This window comes from Pseudoxanthomonas sp. SORGH_AS_0997, from assembly GCF_031453535.1.
GTDB classification, from domain to species: Bacteria; Pseudomonadota; Gammaproteobacteria; order Xanthomonadales; family Xanthomonadaceae; genus Pseudoxanthomonas_A; species Pseudoxanthomonas_A winnipegensis.
In genome coordinates, this window is sequence record NZ_JAVIZI010000001.1 from 1,206,945 (window position 1) to 1,229,243 (window position 22,299).

Annotated in this window: 18 protein-coding genes and 3 pseudogenes; 6 read left to right on the forward strand and 15 right to left on the reverse strand. The window is 61.0% G+C overall.

Annotated elements, in window-relative coordinates; translation table 11 throughout:
• Window positions 1-68: 68 nt before the first annotated feature.
• On the reverse strand, window positions 69-680 hold the full coding sequence (locus tag QE438_RS05425) for an NIPSNAP family protein (RefSeq protein WP_306991948.1): 612 nt from the start codon (window positions 678-680) through the stop codon (window positions 69-71).
• 111 nt (window positions 681-791) lie between these two features.
• Between QE438_RS05425 and QE438_RS05430 the strand changes: the two genes are divergently transcribed.
• Window positions 792-1,643: a helix-turn-helix transcriptional regulator gene (locus QE438_RS05430; protein ID WP_306991946.1), complete on the forward strand. Its 852-nt coding sequence runs from the start codon at window positions 792-794 to the stop codon at window positions 1,641-1,643.
• Between the two features lie 5 nt (window positions 1,644-1,648).
• Here QE438_RS05430 and QE438_RS05435 read toward each other — a convergent pair whose 3' ends face one another.
• Complete coding sequence (locus QE438_RS05435) at window positions 1,649-2,251, reverse strand: transcriptional repressor (RefSeq protein WP_306991944.1); 603 nt, start codon at window positions 2,249-2,251, stop codon at window positions 1,649-1,651.
• A gap of 476 nt (window positions 2,252-2,727) precedes the next feature.
• On the opposite strand from QE438_RS05435, the gene QE438_RS05440 reads away from it, so the two are divergent.
• Together QE438_RS05440 and QE438_RS05445 are read left to right on the forward strand one after the other, a co-directional pair.
• Window positions 2,728-5,010, forward strand: a complete 2,283-nt coding sequence (locus QE438_RS05440) for a TonB-dependent siderophore receptor (protein ID WP_306991942.1) — start codon at window positions 2,728-2,730, stop codon at window positions 5,008-5,010.
• Between the two features lie 120 nt (window positions 5,011-5,130).
• Complete coding sequence (locus QE438_RS05445; RefSeq protein ID WP_306991940.1) at window positions 5,131-5,931, forward strand: hypothetical protein; 801 nt, start codon at window positions 5,131-5,133, stop codon at window positions 5,929-5,931.
• Window positions 5,932-6,088: 157 nt separating this feature from the next.
• On the opposite strand, the gene QE438_RS05450 is transcribed toward QE438_RS05445, so the two are convergent.
• The 4 genes from QE438_RS05450 to QE438_RS05465 all read right to left on the reverse strand — a co-directional run bounded on the left by QE438_RS05450 (window position 6,089) and on the right by QE438_RS05465 (window position 9,831).
• A complete protein-coding gene (locus tag QE438_RS05450; protein WP_306991939.1) occupies window positions 6,089-7,063 on the reverse strand; it encodes an alpha/beta hydrolase in 975 nt (324 codons plus the stop codon).
• Between the two features lie 17 nt (window positions 7,064-7,080).
• Window positions 7,081-7,695 (reverse strand): TetR/AcrR family transcriptional regulator, encoded by a 615-nt coding sequence (locus QE438_RS05455; protein ID WP_306991937.1) that lies wholly within the window; start codon window positions 7,693-7,695, stop codon window positions 7,081-7,083.
• A 114-nt stretch (window positions 7,696-7,809) separates the two neighbouring features.
• Complete coding sequence (locus QE438_RS05460; protein WP_306991934.1) at window positions 7,810-8,943, reverse strand: NAD(P)/FAD-dependent oxidoreductase; 1,134 nt, start codon at window positions 8,941-8,943, stop codon at window positions 7,810-7,812.
• Complete coding sequence (locus tag QE438_RS05465) at window positions 8,944-9,831, reverse strand: NAD-dependent epimerase/dehydratase family protein (RefSeq protein ID WP_306991932.1); 888 nt, start codon at window positions 9,829-9,831, stop codon at window positions 8,944-8,946.
• 101 nt (window positions 9,832-9,932) lie between these two features.
• On the opposite strand from QE438_RS05465, the gene QE438_RS05470 reads away from it, so the two are divergent.
• Window positions 9,933-10,622, forward strand: a complete 690-nt coding sequence (locus tag QE438_RS05470; protein ID WP_306991929.1) for a TetR/AcrR family transcriptional regulator C-terminal domain-containing protein — start codon at window positions 9,933-9,935, stop codon at window positions 10,620-10,622.
• Window positions 10,623-10,885: 263 nt separating this feature from the next.
• Here QE438_RS05470 and QE438_RS05475 read toward each other — a convergent pair whose 3' ends face one another.
• The 8 genes and pseudogenes from QE438_RS05475 to QE438_RS05510 all read right to left on the reverse strand — a co-directional run bounded on the left by QE438_RS05475 (window position 10,886) and on the right by QE438_RS05510 (window position 18,758).
• Complete coding sequence (locus tag QE438_RS05475; RefSeq protein WP_309732630.1) at window positions 10,886-11,470, reverse strand: hypothetical protein; 585 nt, start codon at window positions 11,468-11,470, stop codon at window positions 10,886-10,888.
• A gap of 485 nt (window positions 11,471-11,955) precedes the next feature.
• The gene (locus tag QE438_RS05480; protein ID WP_306991926.1) at window positions 11,956-13,932 is read right to left on the reverse strand and encodes a TIR domain-containing protein; all 1,977 of its coding nucleotides are present in this window, start codon (window positions 13,930-13,932) and stop codon (window positions 11,956-11,958) included.
• Window positions 13,933-14,125: 193 nt separating this feature from the next.
• A complete protein-coding gene (locus QE438_RS05485) occupies window positions 14,126-15,208 on the reverse strand; it encodes a UvrD-helicase domain-containing protein (RefSeq protein WP_306991924.1) in 1,083 nt (360 codons plus the stop codon).
• Window positions 15,201-15,965 carry a TOPRIM nucleotidyl transferase/hydrolase domain-containing protein gene (locus QE438_RS05490; RefSeq protein ID WP_309732633.1) on the reverse strand — a complete coding sequence of 255 codons (765 nt, stop codon included), beginning with the start codon at window positions 15,963-15,965 and terminating at the stop codon, window positions 15,201-15,203. The genes QE438_RS05485 and QE438_RS05490 overlap by 8 nt, the downstream gene beginning before the upstream one ends.
• The gene (locus QE438_RS05495) at window positions 15,940-16,803 is read right to left on the reverse strand and encodes an AAA family ATPase (RefSeq protein ID WP_309732637.1); all 864 of its coding nucleotides are present in this window, start codon (window positions 16,801-16,803) and stop codon (window positions 15,940-15,942) included. The genes QE438_RS05490 and QE438_RS05495 overlap by 26 nt, the downstream gene beginning before the upstream one ends.
• Window positions 16,804-16,842: 39 nt before the next feature.
• On the reverse strand, window positions 16,843-17,430 hold the full coding sequence (locus tag QE438_RS05500; protein ID WP_306991920.1) for a hypothetical protein: 588 nt from the start codon (window positions 17,428-17,430) through the stop codon (window positions 16,843-16,845).
• A 223-nt stretch (window positions 17,431-17,653) separates the two neighbouring features.
• Window positions 17,654-17,854, reverse strand: a pseudogene (locus QE438_RS05505) (hypothetical protein); the annotation flags it as partial.
• Between the two features lie 79 nt (window positions 17,855-17,933).
• Window positions 17,934-18,758, reverse strand: a pseudogene (locus QE438_RS05510) (DUF932 domain-containing protein).
• A 670-nt stretch (window positions 18,759-19,428) separates the two neighbouring features.
• On the opposite strand from QE438_RS05510, the gene QE438_RS05515 reads away from it, so the two are divergent.
• Complete coding sequence (locus tag QE438_RS05515; protein ID WP_306991918.1) at window positions 19,429-20,355, forward strand: hypothetical protein; 927 nt, start codon at window positions 19,429-19,431, stop codon at window positions 20,353-20,355.
• A gap of 100 nt (window positions 20,356-20,455) precedes the next feature.
• Here the strand turns inward: QE438_RS05515 and QE438_RS05520 are convergent.
• A pseudogene (locus QE438_RS05520) lies at window positions 20,456-20,776 on the reverse strand (DUF2958 domain-containing protein); the annotation flags it as partial.
• Window positions 20,777-21,194: 418 nt separating this feature from the next.
• Here QE438_RS05520 and QE438_RS05525 point away from each other — a divergent pair.
• The gene (locus QE438_RS05525; protein ID WP_306991916.1) at window positions 21,195-22,178 is read left to right on the forward strand and encodes an HNH endonuclease; all 984 of its coding nucleotides are present in this window, start codon (window positions 21,195-21,197) and stop codon (window positions 22,176-22,178) included.
• Window positions 22,179-22,299: the final 121 nt, after the last annotated feature.

Below are 22,299 nucleotides of genomic sequence, written 5' to 3' on the forward strand. Positions count from 1 at the left end.
ACACTCTCAGGCGTGAGGTGTGGTGCCCGTGTCGACACAATGAGCCGGGTCACGAAAGACGGCCAGCGTCAGCACAGCGGCGAGCCTTTGCCGGCCAGCGCGATCGTGGAGGTCGCATGATCGATCTGCTCCGGCCCGCCCTTGGGCGGCCACAGGCCGGCCGCGTAGTGCTGCCTGCGCAGGTCGAAGCGCTGCTGGATCGTCTCGAAGCCCCAGATGTGGGTGATGCGTGGCGGACCGTCAAGCGCGATCATGTTGATCACGAGGTGGTCGGTGTACTCCTTCGCAGGCCCGATCGCCTCCCGCCAGCCGTCGAGCGTCGGCGGCAGACCGCCTGGCTTGAGAAGATAGGTGCGGAACTCGTAGATTCCGCCGTGGGCCCGCGGCTCGACCGCCGGTAGAAAGGGAAAGGCGCGATAGCTGTCCTGCGTGATGGCCCGCACCAACCCGTTGCCGTGGAACGGATCACGATCCTCCGCCGCCCGATGCCGCTCGCGCGCCAGCTGCTCGGTGGTGTGGAAGCCCCGCAGGATCAGGACACGGCCAAGCTCGCCGATCTCGGTGTGCCAGTGGCCCAAGACCGAGCCGCCTGCCGCGTCGGAAATCCAGCCGAGCGCATTGCGCTCGATGCTGGAGGTCTCCCGCAGCGGGCCGCTCAGCGCAATCAGGTCGTAGATCACCTCAAGCAGCCTCGCCGTGTCGTCGATCGAGTTCTCCGTGCCGGCGAGCGTAGCGCCATGTCTCCCCGGAAGTACAATGTCTCATCGCCTAGCACGATCTCAGTACGCGCGATGTCCAGCGTTGCCATCACCGATGTGACCGTGCCAGGGGAGATCGACCACGTGCCTCGGCCCGTCGTTGCCCTGAGCGCCACATCGGTGACAAAGGGCTGGGAAAGCGCCAGGCATCAGCACCACAAGGCGCAGCTGATCTACTCCGTTCGCGGCATCCTCAACTGCGAGGTCGAAGAAGGCGTCTGGATCGTGCCGCCGCAGTGCGCCATCTGGATTCCAGGCGACCTGCCCCACTCCGCGCGCGGGTCCGGTGAAACCGAGGTCTATTGCCTGTTCGTCGAGCCAGACGCAGCGCCGGATCTCCCGGAAACCTGTTGCACGATCTCGGTATCGCCGTTGCTACGCGAACTGCTCCTCAAGGTGGCGAGCTTTCCGGCGGTGTACGCGCCGGGCGGGCGGGAAGACCGCCTGATCGCCGCACTGCTCGACGAGTTGGTAGAGGCGCCGGTGGAGGATCTGCATCTGCCCATGCCGCGCGATCCTCGATTGCGCCGCCTCGCGGAAATGATGCTGGCCGACCCCGCCGACAAGACCTCCAAGGCCGACTGGGCTCCCCGCATCGGGATGAGCGAGCGCAGCATGAGCCGCCTGCTGTTGCATGAAGTCGGTATGGGCTTCGGCCGCTGGCGGCGGCAACTGCATGTGATCCTCGCGCTGCAGCGGTTGACCAAGGGCGAAAGCGTGCAGGCCGTGGCGCTGGAGCTGGGCTACGAGAACGCCAGTGGATTCGTCACGATGTTCCGAAAGGCCATGGGCAAACCTCCGGCGCGATATCTCTCGGATCGCGCGAGCAGTGCGGAGTACGCCTCGGTACCCGGCATCATGCTCCCCGACGACACCTCGCCCTGATCCGGTCAGGCGATCCTGGGCCGCCGAACGCCTTCGGTCGCCTCCCACGCTTCGTCGCCTGGATGCCGGCACCGCGCGCAGAGAGTGGTGATGGTGAAGACAGACTCCGCATCGAGCGCGAAGCCGTTCGCGCAAGCCAGCGCCTGCAGGCGTTCACGCAGCGCCAGATCTTCGATGAAGACCATGCGCGCGCCACAACGACAGCGCAGCGCGTCGTGCCGGGCGGTCAGGGCATCCGGCTTGACGGCATAGAACGCGCGCCCGCGGACGCCTTCCGTGCGAACCAGCAGTCCGGCGATCCACAGGTCGCTGAGTGCCCGGTAGACCGTTCCCAGCGTGAGCGCGTCGAACCGCTCGCAGAGCATGCTGTAGATCCGGCTGGCATCCAGGCAGCTCGGCATGGCCTTGTCCAGGATGCTCAAGACGCCGACGCGCGCGCTCGTCGGTCGCAATCCGTGCGCCGCCAGACGCCGTTCCTGAGCCATCGACTCGGCCCTGGGACTGACCAACGCCGTTTGCTCGATCTTGCGTTGACTCAGCGGCCCCCTCTTGCTGCCGAACGATGCACTCGGGTCCACGCGCCGAGGGGGCTCATCACGGGGCTCCATCGCATCTTCCTCCTGCGTGCCGCGCCTTCCCCCGCTTGGACGAGGTCGAGCTCTGCGGTCCACCGGCAGCGGCGCAACCGGCCCGACATGGAAGCAGCCACTTGTACCTCGATCCGCGCAGCGCCACTCCCTTCGACCTCATGTCGCAAGACGACGATGTCATGGGCACGCGCGAGCGACAGGGCCGGCGGAGCCACGGAGGCGATATGTGTTCACTGGGGTTCCTCGACAGAGCGTGCGGACTGGTACGGCCGGCTGTGATCACCGGATGGGGGAATGGCTTACCGTCATGCCAATCAGCGTAGCGGTGCCGATTTAGATCAAATTGCGCAATCGAGTCATTGTGTTTTTCGATCAGGCCAGATTTCCGGGCCAGACCTTGGCCCAAACGGAAAACAATCTGGCCTGAATTCAACATCGCGCAGCGCCCAGGCTGATGTCCAATAGGGCGCCAAAACGCTAATGAGTATTATTTGATGTTTAGATTCGAAGCGGGTGAGCGCGCCCTGAGCGCGCTTCGTTCTGCGCCGACGGACGCGCCACGCGGTGGCATCGCGGGCATTCGCCGCAATGCGTTGGGCGCCGCCATCACGGCTGCAGTGCTGCTCATCACGCATAACGCGCTCGCTGCCGACGCGCTGGACGGAGTTGAAAAGAAAACGTCCCAGAAGGCGACGACCCTGCCGGCCATCCTGGTCAAGGGACAGGCAGACTCGGAAGCCACCGACGGAACGCATGCTTACGCGCCCGGCAAGACGACTGCCGCCACGCGCCTGCCGTTGTCGCTGCGGGAGACACCGCAGTCGGTCACCGTGGTCACGCGGCAGCGCATGGACGATCAGCAGCTGAACTCCGTGCAGAGCGTGCTGGATCACACCACGGGCATCGCCTCCTACCAATCCGACAGCGAGCGAACGAGCTTCTATTGTCGTGGCTTCCTGATCAGCAACCTCCAGTACGACGGCATTCCCACGGTCGTCGGCGACATCGTCAACGGCAGCGGCATCGGCGCTCTCGATACCGCCTTCTACGACCGCGTCGAGGTCGTGCGCGGCGCCTCCGGCCTGCTGACCGGCACCGGCAATCCCTCGGCCGCCATCAACCTGGTGCGCAAACGTCCGACCCGCGACTTCTCGGCATCCGCCTCATTGGGCGCTGGAAGTTGGGACACCTACCGGGGCATGGCCGACGTCTCGACTCCGCTGACACAGGACGGTCGCATCCGCGCGCGCGTGGTAGGGACCTACCAGGACGGCGACTCGTACATCAACCGCTATAAACCGAAGAGGAAGTCGTTCTACGGCATCATCGAGGCGGATCTGACTGCGGACACGACGGTGAGCCTGGGCTTGGACTACCAGGACATCACGCCCAAGGGCGCGACCTGGGGCGGCATGCCGCTGTGGTTCAGCGATGGCACACAGGCGGAGTACCCACGTTCCAGCAGCTATGCACAGGACTGGAGCCATTGGGACAACACGCGCAAGACAGGGTTCGCCGAGATCGAGCACCGCTTCGTCAACGGCTGGAATCTTCGCGCCGTCGCGAACCAGTACCGCACCGACTACGACGCCGAACTGCTCGGCCTGGTCGGCCGTCCCGATCGGGCCACGGGACTGGGCTCCTATCCCGATGGGGCTTTCCCGGTGGCGCTGGCATCCAGAGGACGAAGCCGCCAGAACACCTTCGACGTCATGGCTGGCGGCCACTTCGAACTCCTTGGCCGTGAGCACGAGTTGGTGGTGGGCGCCACGACTTCGCGCCGCACGGCCAGCCAGCAGGACATCGCCCCGTTTTATGCGGGTTTCATGCCGGTCAATGTCTACGACCTGAGTCAACCCTATCCCCGGCCCGACTTCGCCGCCATAGGCTGGAGGCTGACCGGCACCCGGATCAAGCAGCGCGGTGTGTACGGCGCGGCCCGCTTCTCCCTTGCCGACCCCCTTAAGCTCATCGTGGGGGGCCGTTTCAGCGACTACGAGATCGACGACAACGCCAGCGGCAACCCGCTGCACTACAAGAAAACCGGTGAGTTCACGCCGTACGCGGGCTTGATCTACGACATCGACCACACCTACTCGGCCTACGTCAGCTACACCGGCATCTTCAACCCGCAAACCGACTACCGGGACAGCAAGGGCAACGTCCTCACGCCGTCCAAGGGCAGAACCAGAGAAATTGGGCTGAAAGGCGTTTATCTCGACGGGCGACTGAACGCCTCGTTGGCGTTGTTCGACACTGCGCTGGACAACTCCGCGCAGATCCTCGCCGGCACTTATACGCCAGGCGGCGCCCAGGCCTACGAGGGCGCCGACGGCACCAAGTCGCGTGGGATCGAGCTGGACCTGCAGGGCGAGCTGGGGCCTGGCTGGAACATCTCTGCAGGGATTGCCCATTTCACAGCGCATGACGGCGATGACGTCCGCTTGAACTCGCAGTTGCCGCGGACCACGGCGCAGCTCTTCACCACGTATCAGTTGCCGGGAACGTGGAGCAGGCTGGCGTTGGGGGGCGGCGTCAAATGGCAGAGCCGCATTTACGAGGCGCCCAACGTCGGCACCAGCTCGCTGGGTGGTGAGCAAGGTGCCTATGCCCTGGCCTCGCTGATGGGACGTTACGCCATCGCCAGGAAGACCACGCTGGGAGTGAACCTCGAAAACGTGTTCGACCGGAAGTATGCCTTGCAGAAGGGCGATTTCGACACGGTCACCTACGGCGCGCCGCGCAGCGTGATGGTGACGCTGGACTACAGGTACTGAGCGGTTTGCAGGCTGGCGCATTGCTCGGCTGCGAACTCCCGATTCCGCCATCGATCTTCGAGAAACCACCCCATGCCACTTCAACTCCCACCGGCACTACCACCCGCGCACGAGCTGGCCATGCCCACCGCGAACAAGGTCGCACTGTTCTGGTTGACGACTGCGTTTGGCGCCGGCCTCTTCGTGACCTTCCAACTGTTCTTCTACGTCAACGCCTTCGTGCGAGCGCGCGGAGCGACACCGGCGATCAGCTTCGAGCCGGACATCCTGTGGATGTTTTCCGCCTACTACGGCTGCTGGATCGTCACGGTGCTTGTCGCACTGGTCGGTACCCGTCGAACGCAGTGGATCGCACTGATCCTCGTGGGCTACTGGTCGTCCTCAATACCCTTGGGGGAATCGCGGACGGGCTGCGTGACGGTTGGTATGTCGCGCTCTCGGCGTTGTTGTTCATCACCCTGCCCGGCGCGTTCGCCATCGCGATCAGCTGGCGGCACATCAGAAGCAAAGGAGCTGACCATGTCAATGAATAGTTCGGAATTCCCTCTCGTATGGATGAATCTCTCGCATGAGGCCAGCCACGACCACCAGAAGGATTTCGACGAGTTCGAGGAGAACTTGCGCCGTGGCGAACCGTTCGTGATCCTGAGTGAGACCACGCCTACCGAAGACCACGCGCACACGCCGGAAGAGAAGAAGCGCACCGCGCTCTGGATGAAGAAGCACAAGGCCGAACTGCGGAAGCTGGTGCTGGCGATGATCCAGATCGAACCCAACCAGGCCAAACGCATGGGATACAAGGCGTTCGCCGCGCTTTTTGCCAAGTTCTGGGGATACCCACTGCTGCTTGCCGAGTCGCGTGAGCGGGCCGTGGACCTGGCCAGGGAACTGCTGGCGAGCCATCGGGCTGCGTCTCACTGACGGTTGGGGCTGCCTGGCCGCGAGGCAGCTCCACGGTGCGCTGGCAGGGCGCTTTCCTTACACGTCGGCTTGCGCATGCGATCCCAGCGACGCTCGACCTCCTCCATGGCGGCGGCGGACCGTACGGATGCCTGTCCGGCAAGCGCTACGACCGCGATCAGGCCGATGCCTTGGTCGATGCGGTTTCGCACTCCTCGCCATTCCTCGTTCTGCCTGCGGCACGCGCTCCAGCGTCAGCACTGCGCGAAGAAGTCTTCGAACATCCTCGCGAGCGCCTCTGGCTGTTCCTCGGGGATGAAGTGTCCGCTCCTCTCGACGGTCTCACCGCGCAGGTCGTCGGCGAAAGCGCGCAACGGGCCGGCCATGTCGGGGATCGAACCTGGTCCGCACTGACGGCCAGGACCGGCATGGTGAGCTTGGTGTCGCGAATCAGGGCACGGTTCTGATCGGCGGAACGCGTGACGGCGCGATAGAAGGCAAGCCCTGCCCGCAGCGCGCCCGGCATGCTGAAGATGCGCACGTACTCGTCCAGGTCTGCATCGCTGAAACTCCACGGATTGGCCGCCTTGCGACGCAGGAACCAGTCCAGATACACGCGCTCGCGACCGGCAATCAACGCCTCCGGAAGATCGGCGACGGCATGGAAGGCGAAATGCCAGGTCTTCCAGGCGCGATCGGGTGCCGCCGGCAGCATGTCCGGCAGCGTGACGCCCGGGATGCCGGCATCGAGAAGCGCCAGGCGCTCGACCTCACGTGGGAACATCAGGGCATAAGGCAGCCCGACCCACGCGCCGATGTCATGCGCGGCCAGCCCATAGCGGGACACGCCGATCCGTTCGAGCACGCCGTGGATGCGGCGCGCAACGGTCCCGGTGTCGTAGCCATCGAGTGGCTTGTCCGAATCGCCCTGGCCAGGAAGGTCGAGGGCGATGAGCCGGAAGCGATCCGCGAGCAGCGGCATCACCTTGCGCCATGCGAACCAGCTTTCGGGATAGCCGGCGAGCAGGACAAGCGGCTGCGCGTCCTCAGGCCCGGCGGTCACGTAGTGCAGGCGCACGCCGTCGACCGTTTCGAAGGCATGGCGGAAGGAAGGGTCGTCCGTTGACGACGCGGCGTAGACATGTGCGGGCATGGGGCTCCTCGTGGGATTCAGTCGAGCATCTTGAGCGCGGTCGTGATCAGTTCGGCGTGGTGCGCCGGGTCATGCAGCTTTCCGAGCGCACGAAGGCCCTGCAGCAGGCCGAGCAGCAGGTCCGCGCAAGGCTCGACCGCAAGATCGCCGCGGATCGAACCATCGCGCTGTCCCTCACGAAGCGTCGCGACCAGGGCCGACCGGTTTTCGTCCAGCGATTTGATGAGGGCATCGCGCAGTGGATCGTCCAGCGTCGTGGCCTCGATCAAGCTGGCCAGCACGAGGCAGCCGCGCCGTCCCTCAGCGCCGGAGGCGGACTCGAGGTAGAAGCGCAGGATCTCGGCGATCCGCTCGCGCCCGTTCAACGCACCTTCGAGCCTGAGCGCCAGCTCCTGGCGCCGATGTTCGAGGTAATAGGAAAACGCGGCCGAGAAGACCTGCCGCTTGTCCTTGAACGCCTTGTAGAGACTCCCCGCCGTCAGCCCTGTGGCCTGCTTAAGGTGGTCGATCGACGTCCCGTCGTAGCCATGCTCGCGAAACACCGGCACCGCGCGGGCGACAGCCGCCTCGAGGTCGAAGCTGCGCGGCCTGCCCATGGGCCGCCGAGTCGTTGATGAGGCGCGATTGGTCATGTCTCAATATGGGAAATGATCGTTTCCTATGTCAAGGATGGAGGATTTCTGGGGACGCGCCCCCCTCTTACGGATCCGCGATGTCGTGGAGCGAACGCCATCTCCGGCCCTCGGTCACCTCGCGGACGCATCACCCGCGAAGAGATCGAGCAGGCTCTGCGGTGCGGCGTCGTCGAACATCACCCTCAGATTGCGCGCGGCCTCCGCGGCGGCGGTCGCGCTCCTGGGAAACAACGCCGACTCATACAGGCGCAGCCCGGCCTCCATGTCGTCCGGATGGGTCACGATGGCCTGGCCCAGTTCAGCGCCATCGAACATCGCAAGATTGGCGCCCTCGCCGGCGAACGGCGACATCAGGTGGGCCGCGTCGCCGAGCAGTGTCACGCCCGGCACAGGGTCCCAACGATGGTCGATCGGCAGCGTATGGATCGGACGCAGGATCGGCGTGGTATCGCTGTCGGTGATGAGCGATGTCAGCGCGGGCGCCCAGTCGCTGAATTCAGCGAGGAATCTGTCCCCGACGTCGGACTCGCGCAGCCAATCCTCCGGTCGGTTCAACGCGACATAGGCATGGAGCATCGCGTTGGCCTCGCGATGCGCGAAGATGCCCTTGCCTGGCGCCGGCGCGAACAAGGCGCCGGCACCCACCGCGGCGGCCGCCGCCTGATGTCGGGTCTCGACATCGTGGAGGTAGGTCTCCAGAAAGGTCGTCCCGGTATAGCTTGGCGTTGCGGTCGAAAGGAGCGGCCGAACCTTCGACCATGCGCCATCGGCGCCTACGAGCAGATCGGTGTCGATGCTCGATCCATTGGCGAAATGGAGCCGGTGCCGCCCACCGCCGATCGGCGCCGCGCTCGAGAGACGATACCCCCAGCGGATCAGCTCGGAAGGCAGGGAATCGAGCAGGATGCGGCGCAGATCGCCTCGTTGCACCTCCGGCCGCGTGCCCTGGCCATCATCGGGCTCGTCGAGAAGAACCCTGCCGTCCTTGTCTAGCACCCGCGAGGCTTGCCCTCCCCTATGGATGATGCCGCGGAATTCCTCGAGCAGGCCCGCGGCTTCGAGCGCCCGTTGGCCATTGTGTTCGTGGATATCGAGCTGGCCGCCCTGCGGCCTCACGTCGTCCGACAGCTCGCCTTCGTAGATCGTCGCGTGAATTCCATGGAGATGCAGGACCCGGGCAAGCGTGAGCCCTCCGAGCCCCGCGCCGATGATGGCGATGGAACGCTGGTGTGGACGCTGCGCCATTCAACCCTCCTGCCGAATCCAGTCGAGCATCGCGCCGACCTTGGGTTGCCACCGCAGTTCGGAGCGCGCGCGCGTTGCCCGCACCCGACAGTGCGAGCCGAAGATGAAGGCATAGGTCTCATCGACATGCGCGGCCGCCTCTTCGACCGACCAGGACTGCGCCTGACCGAGGCCGAGACGATCGGCGATGGCCTGGGCCAGGTCAGCGAAGGTGCTCTGGCCGTTCTCCACCAGATAGCGACTGCCAGCCGGCGCCTGGTCCAATGCGAGCAGGTAGAGGTCGACCAGGTCGTCGATATGGACGTTCGACCAGACGTTGGCGCCGCTCCCGATGAAACGTGCGGCGCCATCCTCCTGCGCTTGCCGCTTCAGCCACGGCACCATGATGCTTTCCCGGTGCAGGCCTGCGCCCCAGCAGTAAATGCAACTGTTGCACAGCACGACGGACCGGATGCCGCGCGCGGCGGCGCCCAGGACGTGCTGATCGATGCTGGCGCGATCGCCGAACTCCAGCTCGGAAGGCAGCGGCGCGTCGTCGTCATAGGTCTGCTCGGACGCTTCGCCACGCGTGTCCTGCGCGTACAAACCGGTTCCGCTGGTCTGCAACAGCGGCTTGCCCGACCCGGACAGCCCCTCGATGAGGGCCATCGCCGCCCCTCGGTGATCGCTGTCGGCCGCGTTGACGACACCCTCGGAAGCGTACGCCTCGCGGATGATGAGGTCACGATCGTCCAGATGGCCGAGCACCGGCACGATGCCCCTGCGCGCAAGCTGCTCCGCCCTCGCCTCGTCCCGGACCAGCCCACGCACCTGATACCCATTAGCCACAAGTCGGGCCGCGACAGCGCCCCCGATAAAGCCGGCTGCGCCGGTCACAAAGATGGCCACCGATCCTCCTTACCCACATATGGAATGTCGTTCCAATACAATGGAATGCCATTCCATCCCTGTCAACTTGGAATGCCGTTCCAAAAATGCAACGATGCGGCATGAAGCAGACAAAGCGGAAGGTTCGGAGACGCGACACCGCGCTTTCACGTGAGCAGATCGTGGCAGCCGCCATCGACCTGCTCGATCGCAATGGTGAGGCGGGCCTCACCTTCAAGTCGCTCGCCGCGCAGCTGGCGACCGGCTCAGGCGCGATCTACGGCCACATCTCCGACAAGAGCGATCTGATGGTCGCCGCCTCGGATGCGGTCATCGCCCAGGTGCACCGCGAGAGCGTGTCCGCCGAGGATCCGCGAAGCTCGATCAGGGCATTCGCCCTGGGGATGTTCGACGCGTTCGACGCGCATCCCTGGGTGGGAGCGGCGCTGACCCGGATGCCGGGGCAATCCCCACTCGTGCGCGTCTTCGACACCGTGGGCCAACATGTCCGTGCCCTCGGCGTCCCGCCTGACAAGGAATGGGCCTCGGCGATGGCGGTGTTCAATTACATCGTCGGCGTGGGCGTCCAGAACGCTGCCAACGCGCAAGCCGCACGCGCGCTCGCCCTGGACAGAACCGAGGCACTGGCGGCGCTGGCGGGAAGCTGGTCAGCGCTCGATCCGGCAAGTTATCCGTTCGCCCAAAGCGTCGGCTCGCAACTCAGTGCCCATGACGATCGCGCCGACTTCCTCGCCGGCATCGACATCCTGATCGCAGGAATGACGCGCGATCTCCCACTCGATCATCAATAGGTCTCGCAAGCCCGCGTAGTTAAGGGGATTTTCGATGATCGACATGCGCCGTTACCGTCGCTTTTACCGTCAGAAGCGCTGACCTTTCTCTGACGCGGGAGATGGAGCGATTTGCGGGGCAGCGACGTTCTCGGCTTCGAAGTCAATCGTGGAAAATTATACCCAACAGCTCACCGCGATTCAGCCACATCACTGTCCCGCTTTGGCTGCCCTCTTGACAGCTGTTCGGTGAGACAACGACGCCTCCTCATAACCTCCATTCCTCATAGCCAGAACTTAGCACTGAAATTATTCAACCCCCGCGTGTATGTATCCGGTTTCGCCTGGAATACTTTCGGAATGTCGGCACCATTGCCACCATCCTTGAAAAAATCTCTGACGGAATAGAGCGCCAGGCTCTTGAGGTGCTCCCATTCGCGATATAGCGCGTCCTGCCGCTCCTGCGCTTGTCTGGCAGCGCTCGGCTTACGCTTCGGCGGCGGCAGGGTGTAATCGGGCCGCATATCGACATCGTGAAAAATGGTGATGTCGCCGCAGAGCCACGGGGCGGCAATCGAAGGTCGCCATTGATAGCCCACTCGCGCAGACAATCTTTCGCCAAATCGATTAGGCGGTGTTATCGAGTCGTCGACGTAGAAGCGTTGCTCCTCCTCTTCTTCCATAGCCATCCGCTCCTTCATTTGCTGCACCGCGTGTACCAGATCCATGCCAGCAGAAACAGCATCGTGCTTCGTCTCGGCACGCTTCTTTTCGGCTTTCGCTCTACCGTACGCATCCAGCGCCTTTTCAAACGCACGAGCGCTAGAGGCGCCGTAGAGTCCGCAGTTGTCGAGTCTAAGCGGTCGCAAGGCGGAGAGCCGTTCCTCTCTAACGCACTAGTGGATGAGCTGATTCAGCACATCACACTCGACCGCCCCCAGAGCCTCCTGTTCGGCGCGGGGAATATCGATCTCACCCATGTAGTTCGACTCTTGAATAAGTTGGCAACGGTGTCATCGATCGGTCTTTGGCCTCTACGAACCTCCGACGACGTCTCACGCCGGCACTTGGCCAGGGGCCAGGGAGCGCCGGGAATACCCCACAAGATCGTCTGCATCGGCTCAAAGACTCCAGGCGTTGTGTCAGCTCTGTGCCACCCAAGTTGGCCATGACGCTTGGGCCAACGCTAGCAACTGCCCCTCCCGCAAACGCTACATCGAAACTATTGCCTAAGGTGAGTAGGTCATGTACATCGGCCGCCTCACCGGCGGAGGTACCTTGCGTTTTGCTTGCAACGTTTTGCTGGGTCGTACGATTACGGCCGTCGGCGATCCTCTACTGCAGCAAAGGGAGACTACGACAGTAGGTCCTTTACAGCGTTTCGGAGTCCCTCCTCGCTCCGCGCCGAAATGGCCGGCAACTTCCGCGCCTGGCTCGGCACGATGGATGAATCGTCTAAATTGAACAACCAGATCTTCATCTCTCCAAGTGCTTCAAGGTTGAGCGCGAGGGCAAGTTCATCGTAGCACCAGGGGCTCAGCGCATAGGATCGACTCCAGAGGACCGCAACGACGTCGCAGCGGCGGAGCGCCTGCTCTATCGTTACTGGGATCAGTTGGTCAGGTACGATCTCGCTTTCGCCCAACACCACCTCAATGCCATGACTCTTCAGCACGTCGCCCAAAGCTGCGCCCATGGCACCGTCTTGCCTCGAAACGCTGATGAACATGGTCTTGGGTCGGTCGCCGCCCGCCTTAGACCGCCTGACGCGATCAAGTACCAAGTGATTGGCGATTCGCACCGCCTGCCCGACGCTGCCTTCACTCTTCAAAATAGATGCATCAAACCCGGGATTGCATTGCGCCCAGTTTCGGCGCTGGAAAGTACGGCCTGCCGCCCCGCCCAAGAAAGCAAAAGGAATGATCGGCAAGCCCTTCGCCTCAGCCAGATGAAGTAGTGTGCTTGCGGACTTTGACGCCTTGCCACCGAGGGCTAAAACGACATCGGCCTTTTCGAGAGCCTGAAGCTGCGCAAGGAGCCAAGCCTGGGACCAAGAAGCTTGTTCGTCCGCCTCAGGCACTGGATAGTTCCAATCCTGGATCGTCAAATTAGGTTGTCCGAACGTCTTCCGAAAAAGCTGCCGCTTTTCCTCGACCCTTGGATGATTTGGACTGTGGAAATGAATGACGCCGCCAGCCTCAGCACCGGCATAGCCCATTGCAGCGTAATAGTCGGCAGAGTCGGGAAATGGACTACAGACGACAAGCTGAGCACCAGCCCGTGCCAATGCGCCTCCTAGCTTTATAGACGCGCTATGAAGTCGAGGCAGTTCAGCGTCGATATCTGCAGTCTCGCCCGTTTCTCCCCCAATGACAAAGACCATCGTGGCCCGCGAATCCACGCGGTCAGGATGTGAGGATCCACTGGAGTTTTCCGCACTAAAATCCTCGACTTCAAACAGTCCAGCTTTTACCGCACATACGAATAGCGCAATAGCATTCTTGGCAGATAACGCTCGGAACATGCCCGAGGCAGTTGCCTCAATATTCTCCTTGCGCGCGTCGGCATAGTCTGAGATACCGCGGATCGCAATGGTTCTTGGTGCGGGAGCTTGGACCAATGCTGCATCATAAACACCCGCTGTCTCCATCTCCATCGCCGCCACCTTGCGGTCGACGTCCCGTTTGATCCACTCCATGAAAGCCTTACCCTTACCCACGGCTGGGCCGCTGGCGAGCTTGAGATCATCGCCCGCATAGAGCTTACACACTCCTCGCATTTCCAGACCAGCGTTCACAAGCGCCGTTTCGATCGTTTTTGAGATTAGCGCGGACCTCAGTTCACGTGTTCTGTTCAGCCAGGTCTGATATTGCGATGTGCGGGTATATGCAAAATTTTGGAAGCGGTTAAGTAGCCGCCGTGAAGTCAAAAAGTGATTTCCCGAGATTCGAAACGTCCAGTCACCGTCTTCGCCATGGGCGGCCGAATTAGCTAGGTACTCGTTGATTCCGTCTGGGATAAAAACGTCGCCCGGCTCCATGTCGTTAGCGAGTGATCCGGCGATCCCAACTACAACTACGTCCGCGGGCTTAAATTTCTCGATCAAAAGTGATACGACCGTAGCGGAGTGAGTGTTCCCCATCTTTCCGGCGGCAACCATCGCCACGTTGAAATCTCGGCCTGGAATGGGCCCGCAGACAGTGCCAAAAAAAACAGTGAGGTTGGCATCCTTGAGTTCCTTAGGCCGGAATTGGTCGCCTAATACTTCAAGCACCGATTCAGCCTCTTCGCTCAGTGCTACATAGAGGAGAATATCAACGCGGTCGGTCATGGATTTTCTTGGGTTCTATCTGTGGAAAAAATAGCGAACAGTCTACGCACGTCTCATGAGGAAAGATGTCGCGACCCAGTACGCTTCCGTATCGAACGAGTCAACTTGCAACTTTGCATAGAGTCGCCGGACTCAAAAGCTAGGTGCAACCCGAGTTGGTTTTTTTTCGAGGACCAAAGAGAAGATCAGCCATCTAGGATAGCGGCGCGGGACTCCAATAAGGCAAAGTGGACTTCCCTGGTCTGTCTATAACGATTGCGACGCTCTGTCTTGCTCGGGTCACGGCGACGTAGAAACTAGAAGCGGCATTTGCTTCTAAATGGACGCCGGCCGCAATGAACTTGGCGATTGGCCCAGTCGGTACAATCAGCACTCTTTCATATGTCATACCCTTTGACACCTTGAAGTTCAAGTAGTCAAGGTCAAATGCTCTGCCTGAAAGTACGTTATACCGCAGGCATTGGGGTTGAAATGAATGGACGTACTCGGTGACGTGTTTTGTTGCGAGCAGAAACACGCCATCGTGGTCTGTCACCGTTTCATTCTCGGATTGGGTTTCTGGAAACTCCCAGGAGGGATCGAAGATGCTGTCAGAGAACTTCGCGACGACGGGATGACATCGCCAGGTCGTCACGCTTTCCACGATTTCGAGTATCCCTTCCGCATGGCGCTCTCGCGCCCACTTGATGGCTCCGGCATACGAGTACTTTGAGTTCTTGGAGCTGCGCGGATTTGTCGCCAGAACGGACTGCCGGATATCACCGACCATGCGAATCTCTATCGACGAGCGCAGCAGCACGTCGATGATTTCCCAATCGTAGGCGCTGAGATCTTGCACTTCATCGATCAGGATTTCATGGTAGATGCACTCTAGCCTCTTCAAGAGCGCTCCCTTGCTTTCTTCAACGAGTTCGTAGGCAAGTCGGCCGAGCTCACACCCATATGCGGCGCCGCTACTGTCCAGAAATCGACCGATGCCCTTTGCCATGCGATGGGGGCGTCCGTCGAAGTTGAAGCCTAGAACGCGACACCCATGGAATTTAAACGGAAGGAATGGCCTCGCGAAATGTCGCAACAGAAACGCGAACCAACCCATTACCTCGACGTGGTGGTGGTCGCCTGCATACCGCTTCAATCGACTGACCAGTTCCTCTTGATTCGCCTGGGTATATGTCAGGACTAACACTCGGCGCTCACGTGGCGCAAAAGCGCAGTGCTCCACGATACCTTGAGTTTTCCGAGAGCCGGCGACGGCGAGCGTCAATTGGTTACCCATGGGCAAACTTGACCGCTTCGAGTATGTAAGCCGGGGGAACGATCTTCTTGGCGGACACTCCTATCCGAAGTGCCGCCTCCGTCTTCTCCCGCGTCATCCACCTCAGCAGGTCCGCGTGAGGGGCAACGTTGAGAATTTCGCGGAGGAGTGCCTCGCCGCTATGGTGAATCAACTGAGGCTCCAATGTCTCGCCGTGGGCAGTCCCACCAATGAAGAGTTCTCGTTCGCCCGTCTTCAGCCATACGTCTACCGAGCTGCGAAGTTCGGCAGGATCAATGCCATCGTTATCACGAAGCGCAGCTATCGGCTTGTTGAGGGCTGCACACAGTTCCAAACCTCGCGCCAGCGAAAGTCCACGCATGCTTAGCACGTCGATGCCGCACTCCATCGGCCGCTTTCCGTACGTGTCTTGGAAGACTCTTTCAAAGACGATCTCGTCCGATGGCCCCTCGACCAACACAATTTTGTTCGCGAGAACAATACGCAACGTGTCATATCCAGGGAGTCTCTTGAAGTAGCTAACCGTTTCCGGATCAAGCACCGAGAGTTTGGCCGCGACATCCTTGCCCATCAAAAGAAGGGCATCAAGCCCCAAGCGGTTCAGCACGAAAGAGCTATGGGTAGTGACGAACAGTTGCTGCTGGTCACCTGCAAGCGATTCGATTCTCGAAAGGAGAGTGACCAGACTTGTGTGCGTCAGATGGTTCTCGGGCTCTTCGACCATGACGAACTTAGCGCGTCCGGCGTGGCGGTTCATTGCGAGGGAAATCTTGATCGCCGACTGCTGTCCCTGGCCGGACATGCTGAAGCGGCACGTCATCAACGTGAGGAGTTACAACACCCTCCCAAGATGTCCTTGCGCTTTGATCCATGGCGAGCGCGATGGGCCGACTATGCAAAGTGGCGTGCACAGAGCTCATCCTTGTGTTGACGGCACTCAACGCCGTCTTCGACATTGAGGCTTTCACGCGGCGGTATTCAAGGGATATCTGAGCCCTCTCCGCGGGCTCCAGTTGATCCCCTAGGATTTGACGCAAGTGATAGTCGATGCCGGTGGACGTTCGAACCGTGTGCGAATTGATGACAGCCGTGGCTAGGACCTTCGGCCGTATCGTCAATTCCTTGTCTGCGAACGACCGCCAGTCACAGCGGTAATACTCAACTGGTAGAAGAGTCGTCGGCGACCTTGCCCACTCCTCCAACTCTGGCCCGTAGTCCGGATTTGCGGAAATCCGCATTGTCACGCCCGGACAAGCAGTTGTCGGGACATGCGTGTTGATGGCCCCACACAGTGCCTGCAGTTCCGGCAAATCCGCGAAAGTCAGCTCGACCAATATCTCCGGAAAGCTGACCGGAATACCGCCGGCTCTTTTCTCAATGAACTCATGCACAACGGCCGTGTTGAACCAATGAGGGTTCAGCTCTTCGGCGACACTGCGGCCATTGATACGTCCGGTGAGCGCAAGCGCGACGGCCTCCATGAGCGTTGATTTTCCGGACTCATTGGCTCCGACGATGAGGTTAAACCCCTGGTTCGGCTCGACCGTCAGATCCTTGTGAATTCGGTAGCCCCGAATCTTGATTTTTCGTATCACTAGTTCCCCACCAGTCTTTGCCTTTGGGACGCGCATATGCTACCCACAATTGAACCACCCGAGACTCTGTTCGATAGCGGACCTATAGGCGGTTTCAATCTGGCGCGGCGTATTGCGGACATAGCGCTCAGCATCCACACGCTTGGTACCATCCAGAGCTCGAAGGAAAGCAATGACTTCAACTTCGCTAGGCATCAAGTGCTGGCCGTTGAACTTACATGGCAGGTTCGTCCAGACGACACCGGTTAGACCGTTGGCACCGGCCCAAGCAGAGATTGTGTCGGCTTCCAAACCATGAGTTTGACCACTAACGCAGTCGGCAAAGCCGATGTCGGTTTCCCAGTTCTTGGGGATGCCTTCACGTGCAGCCAAACATTTTCTTGCAACTATGAGGTCTGGCACATCAAGCATGACCCAGTAGGTCCGCACACGCGTACTGTTGGGACAGATGACCAGCGTAATTTTATCCCCTCGCTGATTTTTCTTCGCGCCGGACTCGCGCGCGAATTCGACCGGCAACAAGGGGCCGTCGTTATGCCAGCCTCCATTACAGGGTAAGTCGCGCGGATTCCAGACAAGGGAGCCCCACCCGACACAGGCAATCGTGTTGACGGCGAACTCTGTCATACGCAGATCTCGTTGATGGCTAGTGTTACCCATCGTCGATGAGGACGGAACATGGTGCTCAGCAGCCTCTGAGCAACGGTGTCGAGCCCAAACCGCCTGAAAATGCTATGTCAAAGCAATTACGCTTGCCATAGCAACTGTACCTGTATGGCTGGCACTCACCAGCCATTGGACGATCCCGATTTCTTTCGCAACTGCCACTAACCGGCGGTGCAAAACGACCGTTTTGCAGCAGGCCGACGCGGGCGATGCTCGCGGCCAGTTCGGGGATGGACTGGCGCGGGGGCGTGCGGACGTTGCGCTTGGAGCGGCGCGGCAACAGTTGCGACAGCGGAACCAGAATCAGGTTCTTGGTCGGGTCGGCCACTTCCAGCGGCGCGGCAGTTTCAAGGGCGATAGCTTCGGTTTTGGTAACGGCGTTCATGGTGATAACTCCTTGCGGTTAGGGATGCAGCAGCGAGAGAAGCGGCAAGGGCTGTTGCCTGCCCCTGCCGCGTGGGGAATCAGGCTTTCAACTGGCGCAGGCCGTCGGCCAGCAGCCACAGGTTGCGATTGAGACGGATGCCGTTGTCGATGCCCTGCACCGGCGGGCGTGGTCTGGCGGCGGCCGTTCGCGGCGCGGGCGGACAGGCCACCTTCGATGAGGTTTTCCTGCGTGCGGTTGAACACGCTCCACAGGTCGCGGCGGCTGTCGTCGTGGCGGCGCGGCATCAGGATTTGCGATTCCGTGACAGGCGCGGGCGTGTCCTCGTCGTACTTCAACGCGAGCGCGGGCGGGCGAACACTTCCGATTCCCCGACGTCCAGCGTGATGGCTTGCATGGCATCGCGGGATGCCTGCGCCCGGTCGAAGCCGTGCAAGACTTCGTAAGCACCTTCGATGACGTGTCCGGCTACGTCGCCCTTGTAGGGCACGCGCACGTCCGCCACGGTGTCGCCGCAGACAAGGCCATTGCTGCACACGAATCGGAACATGCCGGCGAGCATCTGATAGCTGCTCGTCCCGTCATGGGAGTTCAGCAGCATGATTTCGTTGGCTTCGCGGCCATTGATCTGGCTGGCATGGCGCAGCCGGATCATGTGCTTGGTGTAGTCGCGGCGGTCGTCCTGCCGCACGCGGGTCTGGCACACCATGAAAGGCTCGAAGCCTTCGCCGCGCAGTTCTTGCAGCACCGTGGCGGTGGGGACGTAGCTGTACCGCTCGGAACGGCTTTCGTGCGGGGCATCCGCGAAGATGGAAGGCGCTACGGCGCGGATTTGATCGTCGGACAAGGGATATTCCGAACGCAGTACCGGCGAGCGCGAAGCGAGACGGGAAGCGAGTTGCATGGTCTTTCTCCTGACGAAAAGGGTTGGCTGTTCAAGCCGCACACCGGATTCCTAGATTCGGAGCCCGCCTTTCGGCGGTTCTGTGCGGTCGGCACGAAGAACCCGGTTGGCCCTGTTGCCACCGTCTTTCCTGAGTTCATCGCCCGCGACGGTCAGGAGCGCGCGGACGGGGGCCGTCAAGGAGGCAAGCGCAGGGTTGGCGCGGCCCGCAGGCGCAGCCGAGGACACGGCCCTGCGCGCCTTGACGGCACACGGCCGCGGGCTACAGTCGCGGACAAGGTGATGAAGTCAGGGGAGACGGCCGGACAAGGCAACGGCCATCCCTGTGTGCCGACCGCACGCAAGCGAAGCGCGCAGGCCCGGATCGAGGAATCCGGGCCGTAGGCGTCAGCGATGGAAGCCCGGAGGGGGCGAAACTCGCGCGGCGAGGTTCAATGCGGAGCACGAGCGCGCGGCCCGGCCGGGGACGCCCGCCTGACTATTCCAGCTACTTGCCCGTAGCCGATTTTTTGCGGACAATGGAGGCAAGGCCTCGTCCGCCTGAGCTTCGAGCGGCTCAATCAAGACCGAGTTTTTTGCACGACCTTCTTTCTTGCCACCACCATGCGATATCGCCTGGGCGTCGGCCAAGTAATCGCTCGATTGGCCTGCGCTGAATCAGGAGAATCGTATGTTGATCGGCATTTCCGACCTTGCCTATTCTGTTCGCAAGAACAGCGCCTCTGCGGGTGTCCCCGTACGACTTGGACACGCGCAACAACTTGTCGTCGCCGCACTGGGCTACAAGAGCCTTGCCGCCTACCAAGCGGCACAGGGAGCAGCACAGGAACCCCCGCATCTGGATGACGTTCACCATGTCGTACTCGACTACGACATGCTCAATCAGCGTGCCGGTGAACTTGGCGCGGCGGCAGCGCCGAGCCAGCTCCGCGAGTTGATCGACGATGCCTTCAAGGCGCGAGCGCCTCATGTCCATATCCACGCCTCTTACGCGAGCTTCGACACCTACGTGCGCGAGCATGTGGATCAGGTGGTCATCGAAGATGGCGACGTGAACAACGAGATGGCCGGTGCCAACTACGACGGCATCGATGAGGTCTATTTCGACTTCGAGGTCGAGTCCAACACCATCCCCATCGGAAGCACGCTGGACATCGACCTGGACGGCCATGTTGGCTTGGGCATCGACACGGAGCGCCCCTATTCGGGCCACATCGTGAATGTGGAGGGCACCCTCAGCGTGGCGCGTCCTGGCCGCCGGTGCTACGGATCGGTGGACTGCGAAGTCACCAAGGCATCGCTCGACACCAACTGGGGGGACGACGATCACGATGGCGAGCCGCCCGTGCGCAGCGTGTCCGAAGCCTACGCCGAGTTGCTGAGTCTGGAGTTGCACGAGGTCGGCGATCTCGCCGATGTGGAAGCTATGCCGCTGGACGGAAACAGCGGTGAAATGGTCTACGGCTACCTCATCGACTTCACGGATGCCGCCTCGCCGGAAGTAGCGAAGAAGATCCTGCAACGTCATTCTTCGCTTCGCATCGAAGTCGGCCCCAATTTCTTCGATGGCGTGCGCTACGACGGCTGGCCCCGCTGACGAGACGCCAGGCCGCACATCCCAAACGGGATGTGCGGCTGGGGCATCTGGCGACGCCCCAGCGCTGGATTAAACGACGATCTGCCCAGCCCGGCGCGCATCGCGCGTAGACACTCAGGCGTTTCTCCGCGCGGAAGTGCAAATCGCGCTCAACCGGCAGGCCGAGGCGTCCGCGCACGGTCTCCAGTTCCTGCAAGCTGACCCAGCCGAGTTCGGGTTCGCCTAGGCCTAGGTCGCACAAGCCGAAAGCATGGTCGTGATCGTCCGGGCCGATCTCGGTCAGCAGCCAGGTCGCGCCGGCGTCCGGTTCCGGCGTGAACAGATTGACCACGGGTGCTGGATCGAAGTCCGGGTTCTGCAAAGATTCGCGGTCGTTGGCCAGAAGCAGGAAGCGTTGTTCGTCGGTGATGAGTGCGCTCATGGCGATCTCCGGTTGCACGGGCAGAATTGCCCGGAACCGTCGCCAGCACGGCGCAGCGCAAGCCGTCAGGGGTCAAGGACGGCCGCCAGGCCGCAAGCGTGCAGGCACGCGCAGCACTTGACGGCGAGAACGTCGTGATACGGTGAAGGGAACAGCAAAGCCGACCTACTCTTTCGCAATTACGGTGTTGGCAAGCGGAGCGCGCAGAGCCACGAGAACCGAACATACAAAAACGAATTTCCTAGACACTGTCTCGGAAATCCCGTCCGCAGCGATGGAGGCCGAAGGCGTCAGGGGGCAATGCTGGGTGAGCGCACCTCGGCACGAGGCCGCGTCCGTGAAGTCGAATGCGGTACGCTGCGCGGCGACGCGGCACCAAGATTTAGAATTAGACCAAAGGTAAAATGTGGAATAAAAAATGCAAGAGCAAGCAGAAAACATCGAGTTCTACGCCACGCACTACGACATCATCGGTCAGTGGTTTCTACGCCCTGGCGAGAAAGTGGTGTTGGGCGATATGTCGAATCGCGTCTGCCGCTTCTGCGGCAAAAAAGCACCCGAAGTAGCTTTCAAGAAGATCGCTCATGCGATTCCGGAGCTGCTGGGAAACAAGAGCATCGAAAGCGCTTACGAATGCGACAACTGCAACGAAGAGTTCGGCAAAGGAATAGAGAACGACCTAGGAAACTGGTCTAAACCGATGCGAACGCTTATTCGCATTCGAGGGAAAAGCGGAGTGCCCACACTAAAGAAAGGAGGCGACAAGCCAGGCTGGCGGATTGAATACGATCAGAGCAAGCTCAATATCAGGGCTTATGAATACGACCCTATCTATGAGGTCGATGAAGAAAACAATCAAGTCACGTTTAAGCTCGGGCGCGATGCCTACACGCCGGTAGCAGTTCTCAAGGCGTTTATGAAAATCGGCCTGACTTTGCTACCGGACGAGGAAATAGGTAATTTTCGAAATCTTATGGCATGGGTTAGGGAAAGAGACCATAGCAAGCCGTACCTTGATCGGTGTCCGGTTATCTATTCCTTTCAACCGGGGCCTATGCCTAATGATCTTATCGCGGTGTGCATCTTGCGCCGCAAGCAGAACATTGCGGGCTACCCTTATGCCTTCATTGTGCTTGGATATGGAAATGAAGTTTTCCAAGTTCCACTGCCATCCGAGCAACAAGACGGGGCGATGAGTGGGCAATCTATTTCGATACATCCCTTTCCTGTACCCGGCCATCCTGATTCTGAGCGTTACGGCAAACCTAAGTGGGGCGTACTGGATTGGATGGATCGTCAGGTCAAGAAAGGTGATATCGCAACAATCCAGATGCACTTTGATTCGAGAACTCCTGTCGATCCGTCCCAAATCGATCTAAATGCGCCGCCGAATGGCGCATAAGCAACGCAACGACCGACGCCAAACGAGCGGCGTCGGTCGTGACCACATCAACCCCGCCCTGCTACGCTGCAACAAGTTGTCCCGATAGGTGCCGAATCGCACCATGTCTCCATGCCGCGTA